This is a genomic window from Psychroserpens burtonensis DSM 12212 (assembly GCF_000425305.1).
Classification (GTDB): domain Bacteria; phylum Bacteroidota; class Bacteroidia; order Flavobacteriales; family Flavobacteriaceae; genus Psychroserpens; species Psychroserpens burtonensis.
In genome coordinates this window covers 163,120-187,867 of the sequence record NZ_AUDE01000010.1, presented here as the reverse complement: position 1 = coordinate 187,867, position 24,748 = coordinate 163,120, and the positions used below count along the sequence as shown (strand labels likewise).

Genomic DNA, 24,748 nt, shown 5'->3' with positions numbered 1-24,748 from the left:
TTTAAGCCTAATTGACGTTGTATTTCTTTCGATGAAAATCCTTTCTTGGTCGCTGTCAATAAGAACATTGTTTTGTACCAAATCAAAAAAGATAATTTTGAACTTTGCATAACGGTACCACTGCGCAAAGAAGTCCTGCTTCTGCAAGATTTACACTCATAACTCCATTGACTTTTTATCCAGTAATGAGTTGTATTTGAACACTTTTGGCAAATTACCCCAATTTTATCTCGCTCTTCTTTAAAATGCCTGCGACATGATTCTTCGCTATCAAATTCCGCAGTAAATTTAAAAATATTCATACCTTTAATTTTTATTAAAAATAAGCAAAATTTAGTACTTATTAGTGCTTACGGATATACAGTTTACAAGATGCAAAATTGTATAAAATTTTAGAAGTGATCGATTTTTTTTTAACTCAGGAAGTATTTCTTCAAATTTATAATCGTTCATTATTTATACCTATTTCAATTTGTAACGTTGTAAGTCACAACAAGCATTTTATCATTTTATTTTACTCCAATAAGTTCAATTTTGTCTAATTCCTTTTTGTCATTATCAGAACGAAATACTTCAATTAGAATTTTTCTCTTGTAAAGTTTTTTGTTACCAAGATTATATTTTGCACGAAATTCGGAAGGCAAATAACCTTTATTGAAATACTTATTAAAACACACCATTTGTAAATTAGGGATTGGTGAATCTGTTCCTTCTGCTATTATTTTAAATTCTACAACTTTCAAATTTTCTTCTTGAGAAAAGCTTTATTCAAATAAATATTTCCGAAGAGAAAAATAATTAATACTATAAAATATTTTATTTTCATGACTGTAATCAATCTAGTTTAATAGGCCAACAACTGCTTCAAAGCCTCTTCAAAACTACCCTTAGCCATATACTGCTCTTCCAATTGTTCTATGAAAGGAATTGGTGTTTCCATACTAGCCACACGTTTTACAGGTGCATCTAATTGCTCAAAACAGTGTTCCATAATTAATGAAGAAATATCACTAGCAATACCTCCAAAAAGAGAATCTTCTTGTAAAATGATGGCTCTGCTTGTTTTCTTTACCGATTCAAAAATAGCGTCTTTATCTAGCGGTTGTAAACTTCTTAAATCTATGAGATCTGCAGAAATATCTGGATTATTATCCAAAGTTTCTAAAGCCCAATGTACTCCTGCGCCATACGTTATGATGGTCACGTCGTTTCCTTCTTTAAGCAAAGCTGCCTTTCCTAAAGGAATCGTAAAATAATTTATGGGTACCTGTTGACGAATACGTCTATACAAAGCTTTATGTTCAAAAAATAAGACTGGATTAGGGTCTTCAATAGCAGTTGCTAATAGCCCTTTTGCATCATAAGGAAATGCTGGATACAGGACTTTTAAACCTGGCGTTTTTGTAAACCAAGCTTCATTTGTTTGAGAATGAAATGGTCCTGCAGCAACACCTCCACCACATGGCATTCTTATCACAACATCTGCTTCTTGACCCCAACGGTAATGAGATTTTGCTAAATAATTAACGACTGGATTAAAACCTGAAGTTACAAAATCTGCAAACTGCATTTCAACTATCGATTTTATACCTGCAATTGATAATCCCATTGCTGCTTCTACGATTGCAGATTCACAAATTGGCGTGTTTCTTACTCGTTCTTTCCCAAACGCTTCAACAAAACCTTCGGTGATTTTAAAAACACCTCCATACTCTGCGACGTCTTGTCCCATAATGACCAAATCATTATGTTTTTCCATAGATTGTTTTAAGCCTTGAGAAATAGCATCTATTAATCGTAACTCCTTAGTTTTTGTACTTGGTGTTGATTCTGTATATTGAAACGGTTTATATAAATCATTTAACTCTGTTGCAACATCAGCAATAATATCGTCCTCATCATACGCCAGTTGCAAATGCTCATTAATTTCATCAAGTATCACTTCTCTAAAACCTTGATCTTCTTTTTCATTGAGTAAACGATTCTCCATCAAATACGCTCTAAAATTATCAACAGGGTCTTTTTTAGACCACTCTTTCATTAATTTTTCAGGAACATATTTTGTACCACTTGCCTCTTCGTGACCTCTCATTCTAAAGGTTTTAAATTCAATTAAAATTGGTCTTGGATGTTTACGAATGCTTTCAGCTAATTTTTTAATAGTAGCATACACTTCTAGTATATTATTTCCGTCGAGAATAAAAGATTCTATTCCGTAACCTTTACCTCTATCTGCTAAATCTTTACAATTATATTGTTCACTTGTTGGTGTTGATAATCCATAGCCATTATTTTCAATACAGAATAAAACAGGCAATTGCCAAACAGAAGCCACGTTCAATGCTTCATGAAAATCACCTTCACTCGTTCCGCCTTCTCCTGTAAAAACGGCAGTAACAGTCTTTTTATTTTTTAACAAACTCGCTAGGGCAATACCATCTGCAACACCTAATTGCGGACCTAAATGTGAGATCATTCCAACAAGATTAAACTCCTGGGTACCGAAATGAAACGAACGATCGCGACCTTTTGTAAACCCATTAGCTTTTCCTTGCCATTGACTAAACAAACGATATAAAGGAATCTCTCGTGTTGTAAAAACACCTAAATTTCTATGCATCGGTAAAATATATTCGTCTTTTTGCATGGCCATAGTGACCCCTACAGAAATCGCTTCTTGTCCGATACCTGAGAACCATTTTGATATTTTACCTTGACGCAATAGAATGAGCATTTTCTCTTCTATCATGCGAGGTTTAAGCATGTTTTTATAAAGACTTAAAAGCGTTTTATCATCTAGATTTTTCTTGTCGTAGGTAATTAAACTCTTGGTGGAGGTCAACATTATTTGAATTATTTCGTTAGTATATCAAATGTAAATAAAAATTGAGTTTTAAAAAGCCTATAGCGGTTTTTTTTAAGTAGAATTGAAATCAGTGATTTTAGTACTATTTTCCTTATTTTTGTTATATTGAAGCGCAAATAAATCAATTATACAATGAACAGAATACCAAGTGTAAACCTTCAGGATTTTATTTCTGGAGATGCAAATAGAAAACAAAAATTTATTGATGAAATTGGCAAGGCTTACGAAGAAATTGGTTTCGTAGCATTGAAAGGTCATTTTTTAGATGATCAACTCGTTGATAATTTATATAAAGAAGTTAAGAATTTTTTTGAACTACCTGTAAAGACAAAACGCAGTTATGAAATTGAAGGTATTAGTGGTCAACGCGGTTATATTTCCTTCGGAAAAGAAAGTGCTAAAGGTAAAAAAGAAGGCGATTTAAAGGAGTTTTGGCATTTTGGACAATATGTAGAAGATGATATAGAACGCGCTAAGGAATATCCTGAAAATGTAGAGGTTAAGGAACTTTCAGAATTTAATAAAATAGGAAAGGAGACTTACCAAATGTTAGAGAAAACAGCAAAATATGTGCTAAGAGCTTTAGCTTTATACTTAAATTTAGAAGAAACTTATTTTGATAATTATATCCATAATGGTAACTCTATATTAAGACCTATTCACTATCCTCCTATTTTAGAGGAACCAGAAAATGCAGTTCGTGCTGCCGCTCATGGTGATATTAATTTAATCACACTATTAATGGGAGCTCAAGGTCGTGGTCTACAAGTACAGAACAACGACGGAGAATGGATGGATGCAATTGCAGAGCCTAATGAAGTAATGATCAATGTTGGTGATATGTTATCTAGACACACCAATAACAAACTAAAATCAACAATTCATCGCGTTGTAAATCCGCCAAGAGAACTTTGGGGAACATCGCGTTACTCAATTCCATTTTTTATGCATCCAATAAGCGAAATGAAATTAAACGTTTTAGACAGTTGTATTGATGATGAAAATCCAAAGCAATTTGAGGATATTACTGCTGGAGAATTTTTAAATGAACGTTTAATTGAACTTGGACTAAAGAAGTAGTGATCGATTGTTCTTATTTAGTCAAAAGTTTTACTCAAAAGCAAAACTGAAAACTGAATACTGAAGACTGAAGACTGAAGATTGAAGATTGAAAAAATGGATTTACAAGACCAATTAAAAAACCTCTTTCCAGAACATGTGGAAGCAGATGCTTCCGAAGAAAAAATTTCGAAAGAAAAAAGTATCTGGTTACAAGACGACCCTATAATTTGCAAATATGAAAAGCGAAAAGGAAAGCCTATCACAATTCTTGAAGGCTATACTGGAGCTATAGAAGATTTCAAGAAATTGGCCAAAGAACTAAAGCAAAAATTAAGTGTTGGAGGAAGTTTTAAAGATGATAAAATCATCATTCAAGGTGATTATAGAGATAAAATCATGCAGATTTTAAAGGATAAAGGTTTTAATGTAAAACGTGTTGGTGGATGAGTTCTAAAACATTACATATCACAAACGGAAATTCTCTAACCGATTACTTGCTTAAATTAAACATTGTAACAGATGCGAATGTCATCACTTGGCAAGAAACACTTTGTGTTGGTCCTACACTAGAAAACGTAGCTTCTAAAGAATTTTTAGACAATAGAACCGTTTTTTTTAAGTCATTTTACGATATTACTTTAAATCAGGAAGAAATAACAACTGAGCTTCAAAAATTAGATGATATTGGTGACTTTAATGACGTTACTTTATGGTTTGAATATGATTTATTCTGTCATATAAATATGGTCGCTGTAATAAGTTTATTAGTGCAAAAAGGAATTTACATCCCTATTTATTTGGTGTGCAGCGGTCGCGTTGAAGGTGAAAAAGATCTTAAAGGATTAGCGCAATTAAATACGGAGCAATTGCATTCTCATTATGAAGATAAAGTAAAACTTAATGTTGATGACATATCACTAGCAATAAAAGTTTGGAAAATTTATTGCGGTAATGATCATAACCTATTGTTGCCTCTAATTACTAGATCCTCTTCATTTAAATATATGAGTAACTGCTTAAAAGCTCATATTAAACGTTTTCCAGATGTTCGTAGTGGACTAAGTACTTTAGAATATAATATTCTTAAGCTTGTCAAAGAAAACACAATCACTTCGAGACATCATTTAGTAGGTTATGCACTTCATTATCAAGGTTATTACGGATATAGAGACTTACAGTTAGAACGTGTTGTAGACTTATTATCTTTATTTTTTACTGAAACAGAACATTTATTATTATTAAATAGAAAAGGGCATTTAGCTCTTGAACATCAACATAATTATCAAACTGAAATGAATAACACTATTTATTTTGGAGGTGTAAGAAGTTTAGATTACAAATTTGATAAAAAACAAAACAAACTCATTAAAACTATGGTATATGCCAATTAAAGCATCTGAGTTAATATTGAATCCTGACGGTAGTGTTTATCACTTAAATTTACTTCCAGAACATCTTGCAACTACAATTATTACGGTAGGTGATCCTGATCGTGTTGGCAGTGTGACCAAGCATTTTGACAGTGTTGATTTCACAACACATAAACGAGAATTTCACACGCAAACAGGTACTTATAAAGGAAAGAAGATAACGGTAATTTCAACAGGAATAGGGACAGATAATATTGATATTGTATTCAATGAATTGGATGCTTTAGTGAATATTGATCTAGAAAAAAGAGAAATAAAATCAAAATTGACCTCTTTAGACATTATTAGAATTGGTACATCAGGCTCTATTCAAAAAGATATTCCTATTGATTCATTTTTAATTAGTGAATATGCCGCAGGTTTTGATAGCTTGTTACATTTTTATGACAGCGAGCATGTGCAGTATTTTAAAATTTCCGAAGCATTAAAAGCACAAACGAACTGGTTTGTCAAAAAATCTGATCCTTATGTTGTAAAATGTAGTGATCGTTTATTAAAAAAACTATCTAGTGGTGAAACTGTAATCGGTTTTACTGCAACTAACGTAGGTTTTTATGGACCACAAGGCCGAATTCTACGATTAGCAATTCAAGATAATGAGTTAAATGATAAGCTTGCAAATTTTAATTATGAAGGTAAGACTATTACAAATCTCGAAATGGAAACCGCTGGAATCTACGGGATTTCTAACCTATTAGGACATAATTCTCTCTCTATGAATGCAATTATAGCCAATAGGGCAACTGGTGAGTTTAGTGATGACCCTAAAGGAATCGTTGACACGCTCATCAAGTACACTTTAGATAAAATAGTAGACTAAGGTTAATTTTAAGACAAATACATTGAAACAAATAAATATCGGAGGTGTTCCTGAACATTTTAATCTTGCATGGTATATGACCCTTAAAAATGGAGAATATAAGGACGAAGGCATTAATTTACGTTGGAAAAATTATTTTGGTGGCACTGGTGCAATGAATAAGGCATTACGCGAAGGTGAAATTGATATGGCTGTTATTCTTACTGAAGGTGTGATTAAAGATATTATTGATGGTAATCCAAGTAAAATAGTACAAACTTTTGTGCAATCTCCATTAATTTGGGGGATCCATGTTGCTCACGACTCTAAATTTAAAACAGTAGAAGATTTAAAGGGTACTAGAGCAGCTATTAGTAGATATGGCTCTGGCTCTCATTTAATGGCTTATATAAATGCCGAAAATCACCAATGGAATATAGAAAAAGATCTAAACTTTGAGGTTATTAAAAATCTTGATGGTGCAATCGAAGGATTAACAAATGGTGATGCAGATTATTTTATGTGGGAAAAATTCACCACCAAACCAATAGTTGATGATGGTATTTTTAGACGCATTGACAATTGCCCATCACCGTGGCCTTGTTTTGTAATAGCTGTGAGAGAAGCCTTTTTGGAGTCCAATTTAGAAGATGTGAAAACGATTTTAAACATCATTAATAACACGACAGAAGAATTTAAAGACATCCCGAGCATTGATAAAACGATTGCTAATAGATACGATCAAAAATTAGAAGACGTTCAAGAATGGTTATCTCTTACTGAATGGTCTCAAGATATCCTAAATGAGAGTATGATAAATACTATACAGGATAAATTGTTATACCTAGACATCATTCCTAAAAAAGTAAGCTACGATAAATTGGTTAAGCAATTATGACAATTAAGAGGTAGGAAAAAAGTCTTTTATATTGTTTTATTTATGGAAAGATGCTCTTATTAAACGCAGGTATATTTACTTGTTTTTTTCTATAACTTTCTATTTATCAAAATTTTATTACATTTGCTAAACCAAATCCTTTAACTAACTTAACAAAATTGATCACATATGATTACAACAATAACTCTAACTCTTTCTATATTAATTGCACTAAATTTTATGCTTTTAATATTTAGTTGTAATAAAACAACCAAAAAAGTTTCTCAAAAAGAACCTGCTCTTATTAAAACCAATACTAAAGAAATTAGAACAGAAAGACTTACAACGAGTCATTTAGCCCCTACTGGAAGCTAATTTTTACCAGTTAATTTCTTCTTTTTTTTTTGATTTTAACTCAGCATTTGTTTTGCTAAAATGCTTGTTACTAAACCAATATCCTCTATTAGCACTTAATGGCGACGGGTGACCTGATGTTAATACTGCATGCTTTGTTTGATCAATTAATTTAATCTTCTTTTTTGCAAATCCTCCCCAAAGTAAAAATACAACCTCTTTTTTCTCTTTACTTATTTTATCTATTACTGTATCAGTAAATTGTTCCCATCCTTTATTTTGATGACTACCAGCTTGATGTGCTTTTACTGTTAATGTTGCATTTAATAATAAAACACCTTGCTTTGCCAAATATTCTAAATTTCCAGATATTGGATATGGAATCCCTAGATCAACTTCCCTTTCTTTAAAAATATTCTTCAATGATGGTGGATGTGTTATGTTATCTGCTACAGAAAAACATAAACCATTAGCTTGTCCGTCTCCGTGGTACGGATCTTGCCCAATAATAACAACTTTAACAGCATCAAAAGGGCACAAGTTAAATGCCGAGAATATATTCTGTTCTGGTGGAAAACATTTGGCAGAGTTATACTCTTGTTTTACAAACGTGGTTAAATCTTTAAAATAGGGCTTTTGAATTTCATCTTTTAGTTCATTTTTCCAACTTTGAGGTATATGTATCTTCATCTTATCTAAAAAAACATTCTTGTTATCTACAATATAAAATATGTCATAAATTTGTAATTTGAAATATATTTTTTTCATGTTTATGACTGTTTCAATGTAAACTAAATTACACCAAAATGTCACAATAATTAAGAAAAAGAATACAAAGTATATTAGATAAACCCTTATTCAACCTTGAAACCATAGACCAAATAAATTATGTCTGTTTTCTTAATAATTATATTAAGAAAAACAAACCATTAAAAATAACCAATTTGATACAAGATTGGGAATCGATAAAAAAATGACCTCTCGATTATTTTTAAAAAACTGATTAAAACAAAGAAGCGCCTTTTTCTAAAGCAAACAAAATTCATGCATGTCAGTAAGAAATTTGAACCTAAAATAGGATTGAGTGAAATAGATTTTGACAACTATGACAAGGATAAACACCCATTAATTCAAAATGCAGATATATATTATGTAGTTCTAGGTCCTGGAGAAATGTTATTTAATCCAAAAAACTGGTGGCATTGTGTCTATTCTACAAATGCTTCAATTAGTGTAAATTGCATGTCGTATACAAATTATGATTTTATTGAAGGCAAATTAAAAAGTAATTGGAAAATTTTACTACACAAGCATGGTCTTTATGTTAAAGATTATGTGTGCCATTATATTGATGATAATGGTAAACGTATGAGACGATAAATACTAATTAGATTAAACATTTTATTAATAAATCATTAATAGTTATCTTTGCAATCCTTAACTATTAGAGGACGCTATTAATGATTAATATTCACGAAAAAACATTACAAGACATAGAATTCAAATCTGTTTTAAAGCAAGTATCCGATTTATGTATTACAGATTTAGGGCGCGTTGAATCATTGGAAATCAAACCATTGACAACTAAAGAAAATGTTCTTCAATCTCTAGATTACACTAATGAATTTGTATCCTCTTTTTATAATGATAATAGGATTCCTAATCATGGATTTGAACCTATCACCCAAGAAATTAAGCTTTTAAAAATCGAAAATTCTTATTTAGATACTAAGAGTTTCAAAAAAATTGCATCTATCACGCTTACAATAAGTGATATACTCAAGTTCTTAAAAAAGTTTGAAGAATATTATCCATCATTATATGCATCATCTGCAAAGCTAGAAGTTATTGCCCATGTTGTAACAGAAATTGACGCTATCATAGATCGTTTTGGAGATATTAAAGATAATGCTACAGATACATTGTATCAATTACGTCAATCTATAAACTCAATTAGAGGGAAAATTAATATCAGTTTTAATGCAGCACTTACTCAATATCACAATCTTGATTACCTCGATGACATAAGAGAATCTGTTGTTGAAAACAAACGTGTCCTCGCTGTTAAAGCTATGTATAGGCGCAAAGTTAAAGGAAGTATTATGGGTGGAAGCAGAACGGGTAGCATCGTTTATATCCAACCAGAACAAACCTTTCAATATGCGCGAGAACTCAATAATTTGGAGTTTGACGAAGGCGAAGAAGTAGATAACATCTTAAGAAATTTAACAGAGTATATACGCCCTTATGTTTCTCTATTGAATAGATACCAAGAGTTTCTATTAAAATTAGATGTCATCTATGCCAAAGCAAAACATGCACAATCTATTAATGGAATTCTACCTACAATTAACGACGAGAAAATATATAGCGCTCAAGATGCTTATCATCCTTTACTCTATTTATCTAATAAAGCAGAAGGAAAGAAAACCTATTCTCAGTCTATTGTGTTACATCCAGAGAATAGAATTATTGTGATATCTGGACCTAATGCAGGAGGAAAAAGTATCACGCTTAAAACCATAGGCTTGATGCAGGTAATGTTACAAAGCGGTATGTTAATCCCTGTTCATGAGAAAAGTAACATTTGCCTTTTTGACCGTATCATAAGTGATATTGGAGACAATCAATCTATTGAAAATCATTTAAGCACGTATAGTTATCGATTAAAACAGATGAACTTTTTTCTTCGGAAATGCAACCAAAACACATTGTTCTTAATAGATGAATTTGGTACTGGAAGTGACCCAGAACTTGGAGGTGCTTTAGCTGAAACCTTTCTTGAGGAGTTTTATCATCGGGAAGCCTATGGCATCATAACAACCCACTATTCCAATCTTAAAGTTTTAGCCAACGAATTACCATATATGCAAAACGCAAATATGATGTTTGATGAAAAAAGTTTGGAGCCTATGTTTAAATTGGCACTAGGTCAAGCAGGTAGTTCATTTACTTTTGAAGTCGCACAAAAAAACGGAATCCCATACAGCCTCGTCAATCGTGCCAAAAAGAAAATAGAACGTGGTAAGGTGAGATTTGACGCGACCATAGCAAAACTTCAAAAAGAACGAAGTAAACTCGAAAAAACAGAGCGTTCACTTAAAGAAAACGAAAAGAAAAAACAACATGAAGCAGATAAGCTAGAAGAAGTAAATGCTAAGGTTCAAAAGAAACTAGAGAGTTTTCAAGAGTTATACGATTCTAATCAGCGTCTCATCTATTTAGGCCAAAAAGTCAATGATATTTCAGAGAGATATTTTGACGACAATAAGAAACGTGAATTATTAGCAGAACTCTTTAAATTAGTTCAAATTGAAAATTCTAAACGTAAGAAAGTTTCCGCCAAACAAAAAAGAGTAGAAAAGGTTAAGGAAACGCAAGTCAAAAAAGAAGCAGAACAAAAAGTTGCTATTATTCGCAAAAACAAAAAAACGGCTAAAGAAAAAGCTAAACCAGCAGAAAAGCCTAAACCTATTCTTAAAATTGGAGATAGAGTAAGAATGCACGATGGTCGTGCTGTTGGAACTATTGATAAAATAGAAAAAAATAAAGCAGTTGTCAACTATGGGATATTTACGACCAATGTAAGCATGGATCAACTGGAATTGGTTGAAGCTGTAAAGAAATAATCAATTACGAGCTCTAGTTGCTATTCCTATAATTATAATTGTTTTAACTCAATTTTTAAACACGTTATAACGGGTTGTCTTATCTTTACAATGTGATAGAGTCCTTACCAAAAAATAAACAATTAATTCTTTTTGATGGTGTTTGCAATCTTTGCAATTCATCCATTCAATATGTAATTAAATATGATGAAAAAAATCTATTTATGTTTGCGCCTTTAGAGAGTGATGTTGGTCAAACAGTTATAAAAGCTTACAAAATAGATACTAAAAAAACAGACTCTATTTTACTCTATTCCAATACTAACGGATTATCAGTAAAATCTTCAGCCGCCTTAAAAATAGCTAAACATCTTAATTTTCCTTTAAACTTAATGACTATCTTTTTTATTGTCCCAACATTTATTAGAGATTGGGTGTATGATTTTATTGCAAAAAATCGCTATAAGTGGTATGGTAAAAAAGAATCGTGTATGATTCCAACACAAGAGTTAAAATCTAAATTTTTGTAATTATTAAACAAAAAAAAGTCCTTTCGGGAAAAAAGGACTTTAATAATTAACAACTAATTAAAACTAAATTTAATTATAAAATAATTTTTAATCAAGAGGGATTATCTAACAATATTTTGATTAATAGCACATTATTTATGAAGTAAATTTACATCATATCTTACTTGTCAAACAAAAACATCGGTATAGAACCGAAAAAAAATGTTCAATAAGCGCGACGTGTAAAAAACATCTATGAGATACCGTATGTTGTCTCATTTTTATTCAAGACTCACTCAAACTATAGGTTCCCTAATTCAAAGCAAGGCTTTACACATAACTAGTTTTAATCTTATCGAATCTACAATAGTTTTACATTAAACTTAAAACCAATTATAATGAGAAATTTCACTGTAATCCTTTTATTCCTATCCACATTTTGCTTTGCAAAGTCAGACAAAAACCCTATTCGAAAGACAGCTTGAACCCTTAAAGAAGTCACTGTTTACTTAAGTGGAGCACAAATTGAGAGAATAGCAACTATCAACGCGGTAGAAATTCATTAAATAGCGCTATTGAACCACTTTACATTATTGATGATGTTTTTGTTTCCGAAGAAAAAATTCGAAATCTTAATAAGAATGAAATTGCAAATATTTCAGTTTTAAAAGAAACAAAGGCAATAAGTTTATATGGTTATCGTGGAGCTGGAGGCGTAATCCTCATTTCAACAAAAAAGGGAGACTTCACATCAAATGGCGACTTTATAGAAGACGGTATTGCTAACACACGTTTTGAAATTAGTAAACTACACTCTATCCCAACAAATGATGACGTTACGGTTATAGAGATTGAAAATTACGAAGTACCTGCAACCTACTCTTCCTTCGCTGCTCCTGTGTTAAATGAAAATGTATTTTTAACTGTGGAAATTAAAAATTGGGAACAATATAACCTCTTACCTGCAGAGGCTAACGTTTATCTTGAAGGTAGTTACTCAGGGAAAACTAATATCAACCCACAGAGTACAAACGAGAAGTTAACGATTTCATTAGGTGTTGATCCAAATGTTGCCGTCAAACGAACGCAACCTAAAGACTATAAAAAGAATGCATTTATTGGAAGTAATAAAATCATTTCAAAACAATACGAAATACAATTGAAAAACAATAAATCATCTGCAATTGATTTGGTCTTATATGATCGCATACCGATAAGCTAGAATAAAGATATTAAAATTGATGACATAGAAACGGGGACCTCAAACTATGATGATAAAAAAGGAATTCTAAAATGGACGCTAAAACTCGATGCAAATGTTAAAAAAACCTATAAATTTTCGTATTCACTTAAATATCCAAAGTACAAACGCGTAAATTCGTAAATTAAATAAGCGAAAGCCTTAAAGCAATATATTTAACTTGAGCCTGACTTCTGTTAGTTAGGAATATATTAAGTTCTCGTTTGTTGTATTAGTCTAACAACAAATGAGTCTCAGACGTAAAACGTCTGATTAGAATACTTGAGTTTTAAGGCTTTCTTATTTTAAACTCTTTAATATAAAGTCCAAATTTTTATTAGAATTATCATTAGACAAATAAGAGTCTGTATAATATTTAGAGGGTATTGCTAAACCTAAATGTTGCAACTTCTCAATCGTATCCTTATAATCTAATGTTACTTTCCCCGTAAGTAAAACATCCAAATCTCCACCATTTTGAGCATACTTATAAACCTTGTTTATACCGCACAAATATTGATGATCTTTGGTAAAGCCTCCTCCTCTGTGCACACGTAAAGTAATCGCAAAAGCTTTGTCCCTATTGAGTTTATATTGACTAAACAGCAAATCAAAAGTATCTGCAAAACTATAACCTTTATTTAGTGTATCTACAGCGATAACTCTAAAGGCTAATTCCTTTAAGCGCTCCATCGTTAGGCATCCAGACATATATTCTGAATATACCGCCAAGCCTTCCTGAGTTTCCACGTTATTAGGAAATCCATTTGAAAATATTTTTAAAGGTTGCGCTAAACCATTAAACGTCGTTACCATATGCACTCCTATCTCGTGATTGGTCAACACTTTCAATTGATTTTTACTGAATTTATGATTTTTCCTTAGCACCAATGTTTGTATGTTATTCAACACCATCGCAGCTGCAGATAAATTTGTAGATAGCTTTATGTGATATTTAAAATCATAGCGCTTTGAATATTTATTAAAATAGTCTACCGCCTCAGCAGCAGTGTACGTTGGTACCATTTGTTCATCAAAATCACTATCATCAAAACGTAAAATAAACTTAGCATTATCTATCTCCTTTTCTGTTGGTGTACCAAAACTCTTTAAGCTATTGAAATAAAATTTTCTTCCTTGGTTAATCGTTCCAAGACACTCAATTAAAGCAGAATATTCGTAGATAACATCTTCATACAACTGCCTAATATCATCATCCTCAATACGCTCTAAACGTTGAGAAAAAAATAACCGTTGTAATTTATAGCCATTAAATTTTAATTTAGGATACTTAAAATCAGGATTATACGTGTATTTTGAAGAAAAAAACATCTTTTTTTCTCTCTCAATATTTAAAGGATTAATATAATTTAATACTTCAATTTTCTTAACCAATCTATTAAGATTAGCATCAATATCAAACAACTCTTGATATTCTTCTGTACTTGTAATTTGGGACATTATTTAGCGTGCTTATTATAAAAATTTGAGGCGTGTTCAGGTAATCTTATTTTTAGCTGCTGCTCAACTGCAGCAACAACTTCTGGATAAATAATATAATTATATTCATCACAATACACCTTTGCAATTTCGGTTGCCAAAACTAATGTGTTTTTAAAGTTTTGAGTAATATATTTCAAGAAATATCCATTGCCTTGAAAGGTGTCATTTACTAATGCTGTTGATTTTATCTTCTTCGGAAATTTTAGTTGAGACAAACTTTGGCGCCATGTTTCAATATCATCACCAAATCTATTGTTATCAATGTTGGATGTGCCTAAATTCCATATTGGCACTTCCCTATCCCAACGTTTCCAATTATAACTATGCATATCATACACAATTGCAACACCAAATTTTTCTTCAAGTTTTAAAATTAAGGCGTGCGTTACTTCATAGAAATTCGCATGTTTCTCTAGACTTTTTTTATTACTTTCTTCGGAAAGTGGCCCATGCCACAAGGCTTTCCCCCAAGCGGTTTCAAAAACTGCATTTTCAGGATCACGATTTAAATCATACTCAAATCGAGAATCGCAACCAGCGAGAACTATAGGGTGAGAAATGACCATATTTTTCGTTTCAGGATCTTCTTCATACCAACGTTCATATTCCGTGTGAATACAATTGTCCCAAAGTTCTTTTCTAAATTGATGTCCGTCGTGCACAGCAGCGCAAGCATAGTGAACATAGGCATCAATCTTAATAGTTAACGAATAATCTTCTGCTACGGCATGAAAAAGCTCTTCATTCTGAATTTTAGAAATGATTTCCTTTATTGATAAGCGCTCCATACTACTAACTTAATATCTTTTTCAAACTATTATAAATCGCATGTTCCATTTGATCCATTTTACCGTCTGCAAAAGCCATAAGTTTGATATCAGCGAATAACTCGTCTGGGTTATTCTTATAAGATTCTGATGAATTTACAGCACCCACTATTTTTGTAATACTTTGGTAATCATTATCACCATCAAACTCTCGTTTAATATGATTATAAGTTTCTAAGTTGACACGAGACAAAATATACTCATGCTCTTGTCTTGTTTCTTTTAAATCAGAATGCGCTACATATAATAAAATGTAAGCTACTAATTCTTGCTTTGTCCAGTTCTTGTTTACCATAGTTATGTTGTTAATGTCCCATATTCTGTCCATGAACCGTCATAAACAGATAATTTTTTATAGCCTATAATATCTGCAGCCAATGCTAAAACACAAGCTGTAATTCCAGAACCACAGGAAAAAGTTAGTGATTTATTTTCTATTTTAAAAGTATTAAAAATGGCTTTTAAGTCTTCCTTAGATTTTAGACAATTCCCGTTGAACAAGTTTATATAGGGTAAATTTTGAGAATTTGGAATAGTTCCACGTCGTAATCCTAATCTTGACTCTGGCACCATGCCTTTAAAACGCTCGGCAGATCGCGCATCTAAAATCAAACATTCTTTATCCGTTAATATTTCAGAAATATCATTGAAAAAACACATATTCTGTAGTTTGTATACCGCAGAAAAATCTCCAATAACCCAATTTGGATCTTCTAATGACGTTACTGTTTTATAATTTAATAGTTTCCATTCTGGAAGTCCGCCATCTAAAACAGCTATGTTTTCAAACCCAAAAGTTTTAAACAGCCACCATACTCTAGCACTGGAGTAAATGCCTTTAGAATCATAAACAACAATAATAGAATCTTGATTAATACCTAAAGTTCTAGCTTCTCTCCCAAATTGTTCCTCTCGAGGCAACGTTGTTGGAAATTCAGCTTCTAAATCACTAAATTTACCCTTTAAGTCAAAATACCGAGTCTTGGGAATCCAATCTTCCGAAGAGAGAATAGTAGAATCTGATACTTTTATAATCGTTGCATCCAAAACAATTAGCTTTTCATTATCAATGTTTTTATGAAGCCAGCTTACACTAACGGCCTGAGAATAATCATTAAGCATCCTGGACTGTTTTACGCAATCGTGTACGTCTATCAAAAGCTTGCATTTGATCCTCTACTTTGCTTTCTAAAAAGTCAATCACATGTTCTTCAACTCTCACTTTAGACTTATACACTTTATTAATGTAAGTGATTCCTCCTGGTGACATGACATTAACTTCAACCAATTTTCCTCCAATAACATCAATACCTACAAAGTAAAGTCCGTCTTTCACCAACTTAGGTCCAATTTGTTTACAAAGTGCTTTTTCTACTTTAGTTAATGTGTGTTTTTGTATCGATCCTCCTGCACTTACATTAGAACGATGATCATCTTTTCCTGGAACCCGTTTCATTGCTCCTACAGGCTCTCCATTAAGCAATAAAATTCTAACATCTCCTTCATCTGCGCCTTCTATATAATCTTGAAGTATCACATAATTAGATGAGCCATCACCACTAGTGATATAAAAATCTAACAAAGACTTGATATTGTTCATGGCAGATTTTTCTATTAAAATAACACCCGAACCTCCAAAACCATTTAATGGTTTTAATATCATTTTATCTGCCTTTGATTCTCTTATTTGCTGCACTAAATACTCTTTGTTTTTAGATACATGTGTATTTGGAATAATATTACTATGTGCATCTCCAAAAGCAGCTGTATATAGCTTATTATTTGCTTCTCGCATCCCTTGAAGGGAGTTTATAATAAATACATCCTCTTTTACAGAATCCAAAAAATTCAACATAATTGGGTCTAAAGGTGGGTTTGCTCTAAAGAAAATGGAATCAAAACCAGCAAGTGGCAACATTTCCTCTCTAAGCTCTGCTTTATTGTAAAATGCTTTTAAGGTTTTAGGAACTTTATCCATACTACTAATAAACATACAAAATGCATTAGTGACACTATCTCTAATAGTCAAGTTAGCTGGAGTACACATGGCAACACCATGACCTCGTTTAACACATTCTTTGATTAAGGCTAAACTTGTATCATTTTCGGGATCAATGTCTTCCCAAGGATACATTATAAAACAAACATTCATAGTCGGTTATTTTTTATTGATTTCTATAAATTTAAAAAGAATAATTGACAGTTTCTAAAACAGATTATGAATCTAAATCAAAAGTTTCAGTAGGATTAGTATGGTCTTTATAATCTAACATACCCTCACCATCAGCGATTATTGAACATACTGTTGCATCTCCGGTTACATTCACAACGGTTCTAAACATGTCCAATATTCTATCTACTGGAAATATTATAGCAATCCAGGCTGGATTTAACCCAACAGAATCCAAAACGATAATAAGCATAACTAAACCTGCGCTTGGAACAGCTGCAGAGCCTATAGACGCAAGAGTTGCAGTTAATACTACAGTAACTTGTTGTGCAATTGTAAGATCGATCATGTGCATTTGAGCAAGAAAAATAACAGCTATGGCTTGGTATAAACTTGTTCCATCCATATTAACCGTAGCTCCAATTGGAAGCACAAAACTACTTACTTTTTTATTGACACCTAAGTTTTGTTCCACACACTCCATCGTCACAGGAAGCGTTGCAGCACTACTAGATGTTGAAAACGCCAATGTCTGCGCTGGACCCATTGATTTAAAAAACCCGGAGTACGGGATTTTTTTAACAAACAGCTTTAAGATGACTGGATAAATAACAAAAATCATTAATAATAACCCTGCTAAAACGGTAAGTGAGTACCAACTTAACCCTTTGAAAATTTCTACTACCTTACCAATATCGTCTCCTGCCATTTTAGAAACTACTCCTGCCAACAATGCGAAAACGAAAAACGGTGCAGCTTGCATCACAACATCTACCATCTTTAAAAAGACTTCATTAACTCCGTCAACAAGATTTAAAACAGGTTTAGATTTCTCTGAAGGAATAAAAAGTAAACAAACACCAAAGAACACTGCAAAAAATATAATTTGAAGCATTAGACCGTTACTAGATAATGAATAGAAAAAATTACTAGGTACTATATCCACTAACGGTTGTAAAGGTGTGGTATCTTTTTTGTTTTTCACACTTTCCATTTTATCTGCTACTGCTGCTTCTTTGAGCTCACTATTAGATAATTGCGAAATTTCTTGTGCTCGCTTAAAAAACGCTGGATCTTGAAGATAATTTATACCATCCTTAATTTCATAGCCTTGGGAGTCAGCCCAGATTTCATAGCTAATTCGATTATCAATTCTACTTTGCTCATCAATAAGCTTTCCTGGTTTCACGACATTTACGAGTAACAATCCCAATGAAATCGCCATAACCGTAGTCACTAAATAAATACCAAGCGTCTTTCCGCCCATGCGACCTAAACTTGATGGATCACCAATATTAGCAACACCACTTATGATAGAAAACAAAACTAAAGGAACTGCAATTAATTTTAAAAGATTGATAAAAATGGTTCCAAAAGGATCAATCCAATTGATTGTAAATTGACTCCATCCCATTGAGCTTGATACTAATGCCCAAATGATACCTAGAGTCATTCCAATTAAAATTTTCCAGTGTAATGCTAGTTTTTTCATATATATTTTAAGATTTATAATCTTTTATTCCATCTATAATTTTCAATAATAAACCAAACAGTAACTATTAGTCCGAAGTATAAAATTTTACCATATCTTCCTACTACTCATACTTACTCCAACTTTTTTTCAAACCCATATTGAATAAATTGAGCATATGCAACTTTATTAAGCTCATCATTCTCAAAATCGACTCTTATGACCTGAACTAGGAGAAAAATGAATATAAAAATTTCGCTATTTGTTAGCGGTTCTTATTTACGTTTTTCTGTATTCTTGTATTGCTAAGTCAACGCTTCGTTTTATTAGGAGATTCCTGCCTTCGCAGGAATTAATTGTACATTTTATTAAGTAAGTAAAAATCTGCAATAACCAATGCTGCCATAGCTTCTACAATTGGTATTGCTCTTGGTACAACACAAGGATCATGACGACCCTTACCTTGCATTTCTATAATATCACCAGAACTATTTAGTGCATCTTGCTTTTGAATCACAGTTGCAACGGGCTTAAACGCTACTCTAAAATAGATATCCATTCCATTACTAATACCGCCCTGGATACCTCCAGACAGATTAGTTTTCGTTGTGCCATCTTCATTGAATAAATCATTATGCTCAGTTCCTTTCATTCGGGCACCACAAAATCCGCTGCCATATTCAAAACCTTTAACTGCATTTATGGAGAGCATTGCTTTTCCTAATTCTGCATGGAGTTTATCAAATACTGGCTCACCTAATCCTATTGGCACATTTTGCAATACACAAGTTACTGTTCCTCCAATGGTGTTACCTTCTTTTTTAATTTCCTTAATTTTAGTAATCATTTGTTCTGCAGTTGCTTCATCTGGACAACGAACAGCATTACTTTCAGTCTTAGAAAAGTCTAACTCTTGATACGGTCTCTCTAGAAATATATCTCCTACAGATGACGTATATGCATTAATTTGTATCGCACTCAAAAACTGTTTAGCAATCGCTCCAGCAACAACTCTCGACGCAGTTTCACGTGCAGAACTTCGTCCACCTCCCCTATAATCACGCACACCATACTTTTTTTCATAAGTATAATCTGCATGGCTTGGTCGATAAACATCCTTTATGTGTGAATAATCTTTAGATTTTTGGTTGGTGTTCTTAATTACAAAACCAATTGGAGTGCCTGTGGTTTGACCTTCAAAAATTCCTGATAAAAACTCAACAGTATCTGGTTCTTTTCGCTGTGTAACAATATTAGATTGTCCAGGTTTACGTCTATTCATTTCATTTTGAATGGCATCAAAATCTAGTTGTATTCCTGGAGGACAGCCATCAATTATCCCTCCAATTGCTACACCATGAGACTCACCAAATGTGGTGAGTTTAAAAATATTTCCGAAGGAATTTCCTGCCATAAACTAAGATTTTACGCTAAAGTACTTGTAAAAATAGAGAAACAAAAACAGAATCCCATAAAGCATCCTATTTCCGAAGTAAAATCACGTAACAATTAGTTAACAATTTGCTGATTGTTTGTTAATTACGAAAATTCTTGCATTGGAAATCAAATTAATTTCTTTGTATTATAAATTAATAGTATACATTGAAAACTAAGCGTAAAGTAGAAGTTGTTGTTATTTCTGATGTGCATCTAGGAACTTATGGATGTCATGCGAAACAATTATTAACGTATCTCAACAGTATCTCCCCAAAACAACTCATTTTAAATGGCGACATTATTGATATCTGGCAGTTTAAAAAACGATACTTCCCCAAGTCACATTTAAAAGTTATTAAAAAAATCATGGATATGGCTGCAGATGGTGTTGAAATCATCTATGTCACTGGCAACCATGATGAAATGCTAAGAAAATTTAGTGATACATCTATAGGTAATATATCAATTGTTGATAAAGCTATATTAGAACTTGATGGAAAAAGTGCTTGGGTTTTTCATGGTGACATTTTTGACGTATCTATTCAAAATGCTAAATGGTTAGCAAAATTAGGTGGTTATGGCTACGATTTACTCATTCTTCTTAATCAATTCATTAATTGGTGCTTAGAAAAAATGGGGAAAGAAAAATACTCGCTATCCAAGAAAACAAAAAACAGTGTCAAAGGTGCCTTAAAGTATATCAATGATTTTGAAAAAGTCGCTACAGATTTAGCTATCGAAAAGGGTTATGATTATGTTATTTGCGGACATATACATCAACCAAAAATGATCACAGTAGAAAACAAACATGGCAAAACCATGTATCTAAACTCTGGTGATTGGATAGAAAATTTTACAGCCTTAGAATATCAGTTTAAGCGCTGGAAACTCTATAATTACAATACTGATAAATTAAGAGCCTTTTATGCAGATCAAGATATAAAAGAGATGGAAGTTAAAGATCTTATTGCAGCTATTACTATAATAGAACAAAAAAAAGAAGACAACTAAACCTCTAGATAAGAGCTCGCCTAAGAATAGTAATGGGATGTAAAGCTTCACGTTGTGTACCATCTTTTATTTGATGCCTGCAACTCGTCCCATTTGCTGAAATTAGAACATCATCATTAGCGTTTCGAACTGCCGGAAACAAGGTCTGCTCTCCAATTTGCATACTCACATCATAATGTTCTTTTTCATAACCAAAACTTCCAGCCATACCGCAACAACCACTGGGAATAATAGTTACTTTGTAATTTTTAGGCAGATTTAATACCGTAAAACTTGACGACTGATTTAACAATGCCTTTTGATGACAATGTCCATGGAATTTTATTGTTTTCTCTTCGGAAGTGAATTGCGCTGAATTGATATGACCTAATTCTATTTCATTTTGAATAAATTCTTCTATCAAAAAGGTATGTTTTGCTATTTTTTCTGCGGAAGACTTATCATCTACCAACCTCAAATATTCATCTTTAAAAGTTAAAATTGCCGAAGGCTCTATTCCTAATAATGGTGTGCTTTCTGAGACTAAATCTTTAAAAACAGTCACGTTTTTATTTGCAAATTCTTTAGCTTGTTCTAACAAGCCTTTTGATAAAAATGAACGCCCAGATTCAGAATGCTCTACAAGCGTTACTTTATAATTTAAGGCTTTTAAAAGGTCAATGGCATCTATACCTATTGATGTATCTAGGTGATTGGTGAATTCATCATTAAAGAAATAAATTTCTTTAATATATTTAATGGTATCTAATTTATTTTTAGATATTTGAACCACCTTACTTAAACTTTTATTTGCTATTAAAGGAAGTGATCTCTCTATAGCAACTCCAGCCATTTTTTTTAATAAAAAAGAGGTCCCTTTGTTTGAAAACACAAAATTCGTCACCCCAGGAAATAGACTTCCGAATCCATTGAGTTGATTGTTATAAGCAAACAATCTTGTGCGTAAACTGACGCCATTTGCTTTCTGATATTGGTATTGAAACTCTGCTTTTAAACTTGCGACATCTACACTACTTGGACATTCGCTAGCACACGCCTTACAACTCAAACACAGGTCAAAAACATCTTTTAACTCTTTCTGATTAAACTTATTTGGTTTTTCAGAATGTGTCAAGAACTCACGCAAAGCATTTGCTCTTGCTCTAGTTGTGTCTTTCTCGTTTCGAGTCGCCCGATAACTAGGACACATTGTTCCTCCAAACTCAGGTAACTTTCTACAATCTCCCGAACCATTACATTTCTCAGCTTCTCGAAGAATCCCCTTAGACGAAGAAAAATCTAAAAAGGTTTCTATTTCTGGTTCTATCCTGTCGATCTCATAACGCAATGACTTATCCATTGGATAGGCATCAACAATCTTTCCTGGATTAAATATATTTTGTGGATCAAAAACAGATTTAATTCGTTTTAAAATATTATAATTTTCATCTCCAATCATCAAAGGAATAAACTCTGCACGAACAATACCATCTCCATGCTCTCCGCTCATAGAGCCTTGATAACGCTTCACTAAGTGCGCTACATCTGTTGTGATACTTCTAAATAATTCAACATCCTTTTTCTTTTTTAAATTTAAAATCGGACGCAAATGCAACTCTCCAGCTCCAGCGTGTGCATAATACACTGGTTTCTGATTATAGGCTTCCATTAATTGCGAAAAATCCTTGATATAACTAGATAAATCGTCAAGTGCAACTGCTGTATCTTCAATACATGCGGCAGCCTTTTCATCTCCAATCATATTACCTAATAAACCTAATCCTGCTTTCCGTAATTCATTCGCTTTATCTACATCATCACCCTTAAGCAGAGGGTTTGTGTAACTCAATCCTGAATTTTCTAAAGCGTTAACTAACTCATGAGATTTCTCATCTAATGTTTTTAGATCATCCTCTCTAAGCTCACAAATTAAAACCGCTTTTGGATCTCCCTTAATAAATTTTCTATTCTCTTGCTGTGCTTTATTATGCCTTGTAAGATCTAAAATGATTTTATCCATCATTTCACAAGCAAAAAGATTGTGCTTCATCACAATAGTTACAGCATCCATGCACTTATCAATCGCATCAAAATGCGCTGCAACCATTACACTATTCACTGGAGGCAAGACGTCTAGTTTTAATGTGATTTGTGTTGTAAAAGCCAGAGTGCCCTCGCTTCCTGACAAAAGCTTACAAAAATTAAATGGTTTTTTTTCTTCTGCCATATCTACGCACAGATCAGAAAACACTTCGGTTTTAATCAATTCATCTATTGCATATCCCGTGTTTCTGCGATGTATTTCAGGCTTAGGGAAGTTGGACTCTATTTGTTTTTGAACCTCTTTAGATGATAATTCAAATTTTACCGTTCGGTAAATATCACCCTCTAAAGTGTTTAATGTTTGTTTTTGATCAAACTCTTCCGAAGTTAAATCTTTAAAGACAGCACTACTTCCATCACTCAATATCGTCTGTAACTCTAAAACCTTATCTCGTGTTACGCCATATTTAATAGATGTTGAACCAGAGGAATTATTTCCAACCATACCACCAATCATACATCTATTTGACGTTGATGTATTAGGACCAAAAAACAACCCAAAAGGTCTCAAACACCTGTTTAACTCATCTCTTACGACTCCTGGCTGCACAGTAACAGTCTGCTCGTTCTCGCTAATATTAAGAATCTTATTAAAATACTTAGAGACATCAACAACTATTCCTTCTCCCACACATTGTCCTGCAAGCGAGGTGCCAGCAGTTCTCGGTATTAACGAGGTATTATAGTGCTTAGCAAAATTAATAAGAGCTATAATATCCTTGCTGTTTTTTGGCAAAGCAACTGCCAATGGTAACATACGATATACAGACGCATCTGTAGCGTAAAGTGTTTTCATTAAGTCATCAAAATATAATTCGCCTTCTATTTGAGAGGCTAAAGCATGAAGTTCTGAAGTACTAATCATAGAGACATAAGTGTTCTTATAAAGCTAAAAATAAACGTAATAAAACAGCTATTTTGGCGTTATATTTGCTAAGTTAATATGAAACTATAACAATTGACCTATATAGAGGTCTTTTTAGTAATTAATACCAATATAAACTCAAATTTTATGAAAAAATTATTTTTAGTCGCATTAGCTTTGACGGGCTTCGCAACAGTAACTGCTCAGGACATATCAGAAAATGCCATCGGTTTAAGATTAGGAGATAGTGATGGTTTTGGCGCTGAGATTTCTTACCAAAGAGGACTTAGCGATAATAATCGGGTAGAAATTGATCTCGGACTTAGAAGCGGAAATGGATATGATGGTTTTAAACTTGCTGGAATTTACCAATGGGTTTGGGTGCTTGAAGGCGACTTTAATTGGTACGCAGGCGCTGGTGGAGGAATAGGATCTTATAGCTTTGACAGGCCTTTCAATGATAACAATGATGACAGTGAAACATTTTTATTTGCTGCAGGTAATATTGGGATAGAATATAATTTCGATTTCCCTTTACAGTTATCTCTTGATGCTAGACCAGAATTTGGCTTTGGTGATTTTAGAGATGATTTAGATTTTGATATCGCACTAGGTGTGAGATATAGATTCTAATCTC

24 protein-coding genes are annotated in these 24,748 nt (G+C 32.7%); 12 read left to right on the top strand and 12 right to left on the bottom strand.

Going from position 1 to position 24,748, the window contains the following annotated elements; translation table 11 throughout:
- The 3 genes from H593_RS20415 to H593_RS0104565 form a co-directional block, all read right to left on the bottom strand.
- Positions 1-302, bottom strand: a 302-nt coding sequence (locus tag H593_RS20415; RefSeq protein ID WP_037051452.1) for a transposase, incomplete at its 3' end; no start/stop codon positions are given.
- A gap of 207 nt (positions 303-509) precedes the next feature.
- A complete protein-coding gene (locus H593_RS0104570) occupies positions 510-743 on the bottom strand; it encodes a hypothetical protein (protein ID WP_028871354.1) in 234 nt (77 codons plus the stop codon).
- Between the two features lie 101 nt (positions 744-844).
- Positions 845-2,845, bottom strand: coding sequence for an alpha-ketoacid dehydrogenase subunit alpha/beta (locus H593_RS0104565; protein WP_028871353.1), 2,001 nt, complete (start codon positions 2,843-2,845; stop codon positions 845-847).
- 153 nt (positions 2,846-2,998) lie between these two features.
- Here H593_RS0104565 and H593_RS0104560 point away from each other — a divergent pair, with 153 nt between their 5' ends.
- From H593_RS0104560 to H593_RS0104535, 6 genes are all read left to right on the top strand, one after another.
- Entirely contained in the window at positions 2,999-3,946 is a 948-nt protein-coding gene (locus H593_RS0104560) for an isopenicillin N synthase family dioxygenase (RefSeq protein WP_028871352.1), read from the top strand.
- 96 nt (positions 3,947-4,042) lie between these two features.
- Complete coding sequence (locus H593_RS0104555; protein WP_028871351.1) at positions 4,043-4,375, top strand: translation initiation factor; 333 nt, start codon at positions 4,043-4,045, stop codon at positions 4,373-4,375.
- A complete protein-coding gene (locus H593_RS0104550; RefSeq protein ID WP_028871350.1) occupies positions 4,372-5,319 on the top strand; it encodes a DUF1835 domain-containing protein in 948 nt (315 codons plus the stop codon). The genes H593_RS0104555 and H593_RS0104550 overlap by 4 nt, the downstream gene beginning before the upstream one ends.
- Positions 5,309-6,178, top strand: coding sequence for a nucleoside phosphorylase (locus tag H593_RS0104545; RefSeq protein WP_028871349.1), 870 nt, complete (start codon positions 5,309-5,311; stop codon positions 6,176-6,178). Before H593_RS0104550 ends, H593_RS0104545 begins: the two co-directional genes overlap by 11 nt.
- A gap of 22 nt (positions 6,179-6,200) precedes the next feature.
- Positions 6,201-7,055, top strand: coding sequence for a substrate-binding domain-containing protein (locus H593_RS0104540; protein ID WP_028871348.1), 855 nt, complete (start codon positions 6,201-6,203; stop codon positions 7,053-7,055).
- 168 nt (positions 7,056-7,223) lie between these two features.
- Entirely contained in the window at positions 7,224-7,409 is a 186-nt protein-coding gene (locus H593_RS0104535) for a hypothetical protein (protein ID WP_028871347.1), read from the top strand.
- Positions 7,410-7,412: 3 nt separating this feature from the next.
- Here the strand turns inward: H593_RS0104535 and H593_RS0104530 are convergent, their stop codons facing one another.
- Positions 7,413-8,078, bottom strand: a complete 666-nt coding sequence (locus H593_RS0104530) for a uracil-DNA glycosylase (RefSeq protein WP_028871346.1) — start codon at positions 8,076-8,078, stop codon at positions 7,413-7,415.
- A 354-nt stretch (positions 8,079-8,432) separates the two neighbouring features.
- Here H593_RS0104530 and H593_RS0104525 point away from each other — a divergent pair, with 354 nt between their 5' ends.
- From H593_RS0104525 to H593_RS20410, 4 genes are all read left to right on the top strand, one after another.
- The gene (locus tag H593_RS0104525) at positions 8,433-8,768 is read left to right on the top strand and encodes a cupin-like domain-containing protein (RefSeq protein ID WP_028871345.1); all 336 of its coding nucleotides are present in this window, start codon (positions 8,433-8,435) and stop codon (positions 8,766-8,768) included.
- 80 nt (positions 8,769-8,848) lie between these two features.
- Positions 8,849-11,017, top strand: a complete 2,169-nt coding sequence (locus H593_RS0104520) for an endonuclease MutS2 (protein WP_028871344.1) — start codon at positions 8,849-8,851, stop codon at positions 11,015-11,017.
- Positions 11,018-11,109: 92 nt separating this feature from the next.
- Positions 11,110-11,526: a thiol-disulfide oxidoreductase DCC family protein gene (locus H593_RS0104515; RefSeq protein ID WP_037051505.1), complete on the top strand. Its 417-nt coding sequence runs from the start codon at positions 11,110-11,112 to the stop codon at positions 11,524-11,526.
- Positions 11,527-12,079: 553 nt separating this feature from the next.
- Complete coding sequence (locus H593_RS20410) at positions 12,080-12,727, top strand: DUF4139 domain-containing protein (protein ID WP_084142264.1); 648 nt, start codon at positions 12,080-12,082, stop codon at positions 12,725-12,727.
- A 318-nt stretch (positions 12,728-13,045) separates the two neighbouring features.
- Here H593_RS20410 and H593_RS0104505 read toward each other — a convergent pair whose 3' ends face one another.
- The 7 genes from H593_RS0104505 to aroC form a co-directional block, all read right to left on the bottom strand.
- Positions 13,046-14,206 (bottom strand): peptidase MATCAP family protein, encoded by a 1,161-nt coding sequence (locus H593_RS0104505; protein WP_028871341.1) that lies wholly within the window; start codon positions 14,204-14,206, stop codon positions 13,046-13,048.
- Positions 14,206-15,036 (bottom strand): N-formylglutamate amidohydrolase, encoded by an 831-nt coding sequence (locus tag H593_RS0104500; protein ID WP_028871340.1) that lies wholly within the window; start codon positions 15,034-15,036, stop codon positions 14,206-14,208. Before H593_RS0104500 ends, H593_RS0104505 begins: the two co-directional genes overlap by 1 nt.
- Before the next feature lie 4 nt (positions 15,037-15,040).
- On the bottom strand, positions 15,041-15,370 hold the full coding sequence (locus H593_RS19860) for a hypothetical protein (RefSeq protein ID WP_051229616.1): 330 nt from the start codon (positions 15,368-15,370) through the stop codon (positions 15,041-15,043).
- A gap of 2 nt (positions 15,371-15,372) precedes the next feature.
- Positions 15,373-16,197, bottom strand: coding sequence for a sulfurtransferase (locus H593_RS0104490; RefSeq protein WP_028871339.1), 825 nt, complete (start codon positions 16,195-16,197; stop codon positions 15,373-15,375).
- Positions 16,190-17,227 carry a glutathione synthase gene (gene gshB, locus H593_RS0104485; protein ID WP_028871338.1) on the bottom strand — a complete coding sequence of 346 codons (1,038 nt, stop codon included), beginning with the start codon at positions 17,225-17,227 and terminating at the stop codon, positions 16,190-16,192. Before gshB ends, H593_RS0104490 begins: the two co-directional genes overlap by 8 nt.
- A gap of 64 nt (positions 17,228-17,291) precedes the next feature.
- The gene (locus H593_RS0104480) at positions 17,292-18,737 is read right to left on the bottom strand and encodes a dicarboxylate/amino acid:cation symporter (RefSeq protein ID WP_028871337.1); all 1,446 of its coding nucleotides are present in this window, start codon (positions 18,735-18,737) and stop codon (positions 17,292-17,294) included.
- Positions 18,738-19,068: 331 nt separating this feature from the next.
- The gene (aroC, locus tag H593_RS0104475; protein WP_028871336.1) at positions 19,069-20,130 is read right to left on the bottom strand and encodes a chorismate synthase; all 1,062 of its coding nucleotides are present in this window, start codon (positions 20,128-20,130) and stop codon (positions 19,069-19,071) included.
- A 188-nt stretch (positions 20,131-20,318) separates the two neighbouring features.
- On the opposite strand from aroC, the gene H593_RS0104470 reads away from it, so the two are divergent.
- A complete protein-coding gene (locus H593_RS0104470; RefSeq protein WP_028871335.1) occupies positions 20,319-21,164 on the top strand; it encodes a UDP-2,3-diacylglucosamine diphosphatase in 846 nt (281 codons plus the stop codon).
- Between the two features lie 4 nt (positions 21,165-21,168).
- On the opposite strand, the gene H593_RS0104465 is transcribed toward H593_RS0104470, so the two are convergent.
- Positions 21,169-24,111, bottom strand: a complete 2,943-nt coding sequence (locus H593_RS0104465) for an FAD-binding and (Fe-S)-binding domain-containing protein (RefSeq protein WP_028871334.1) — start codon at positions 24,109-24,111, stop codon at positions 21,169-21,171.
- Positions 24,112-24,258: 147 nt separating this feature from the next.
- On the opposite strand from H593_RS0104465, the gene H593_RS0104460 reads away from it, so the two are divergent.
- Positions 24,259-24,744 (top strand): hypothetical protein, encoded by a 486-nt coding sequence (locus H593_RS0104460; protein WP_028871333.1) that lies wholly within the window; start codon positions 24,259-24,261, stop codon positions 24,742-24,744.
- Positions 24,745-24,748 lie beyond the last annotated feature (4 nt).